This is a genomic window from Oleiphilus sp. HI0066 (genome assembly GCF_001635725.1).
Genome location: NZ_LWFH01001108.1, coordinates 1 through 1194, shown reverse-complemented (window position 1 = coordinate 1194; position 1194 = coordinate 1). Strand labels below are relative to the sequence as shown.

Annotated in this window: 2 protein-coding genes; both read right to left on the bottom strand. The window is 47.0% G+C overall.

All coding sequences use genetic code 11. The features are described from left to right. Positions 1-178, bottom strand: a 178-nt coding sequence (locus A3738_RS29395) for a urate hydroxylase PuuD (protein ID WP_197473865.1), incomplete at its 3' end; no start/stop codon positions are given. Between the two features lie 12 nt (positions 179-190). Further along, on the bottom strand, positions 191-1194 hold a 1004-nt coding region (gene guaD / locus A3738_RS14360), incomplete at its 5' end, for a guanine deaminase (RefSeq protein WP_068763665.1).

Below are 1194 nucleotides of genomic sequence, written 5' to 3'. Positions count from 1 at the left end.
CACCGTGGATTGCCCAAAGGTCACCACCGATGCCTTTGTCTTTTTTCCACTGCGGCGGATTTTCAAGGCTGTTATCAAGCCATACGAAATAGAACGACGCGCCAATCCACGCGACACCCGCGATGACATGGAACCATCGGAAGAATAGGTTTAACCACTCTAGGAAATAAGCTTCCATTGTAAATATCCCTTATTGTTTCTCGTGGGCAAGTTCGCCCGCGACATAAGTTGCTTTAACTGAGCGGTCGTCGCCCAAAATGATCATTGCGAACAGCTTCTCGAAGAGTGTTTTACACTTCGACTGCTTCAAACTCATCAATGGTGTTGAATCGTAATCAAGTACCGCAAAGTCAGCTTCGCGATCTGCCTGGAATGAACCAATCTTGTCGTCTAGTTGAAGTGATTTTGCGTTGCCTAAGGTCGCCAAGTACAAGCTCTTAAGTGGGCTTAATTTTTGACCTTGTAGCTGACAGATTTTGTAAGCTTCGTTCAAAGTTTGAAGCATAGAGAAGCTTGTGCCACCACCAACATCTGTTGCAACGGAGTAGCTCACTTTCTCTTTTTCAAGCTTTTCTACATCTAGCAAGCCACTACCTAGGAATAGGTTAGAAGTGGGGCAGAAGCTCACGCTTGCGCCTGTTTCGCGAAGACGTTCGTGCTCGCGAGGCTCAAGGTGAATACCATGAGCAAACACTGAGCGAGGGCCTAGCAAACCGTACTGGTCGTAAACGTCTAAATAGTCTTTGGTTTCAGGGAAAAGCTCACGAACGAAAGCGACTTCGTCTTTGTTTTCACTGATGTGTGTTTGCATGAACGTGGTTGGGTGCTCTGCCATTAACTGGCCAGCTTTTTCCAATTGCTCATGCGTAGAGGTGATCGCAAAACGCGGTGTGATCGCGTAAAGCTGACGGCCTTTCTCGTGCCATGCTTCGATCAACTCTTTGCTGTCTTGGTAAGAGCTTTCTGGTGTGTCGGTGAGGAACTCTGGCGCGTTGCGATCCATCATTACCTTACCGCAGATCATACGCGTATTGCGTTGCTCTGATGCTTCAAAGAAAGCTTCAACACTTTGCTTGTGCACCGTACCGAATACAAGCGCTGTTGTAGTACCGCACTTCAATAGCTCGTCTAAGAAGAAGTTAGCGATTTTAGACGCATATTTTTTGTCTTCAAATTGACGTTCAGCAGGGAAGG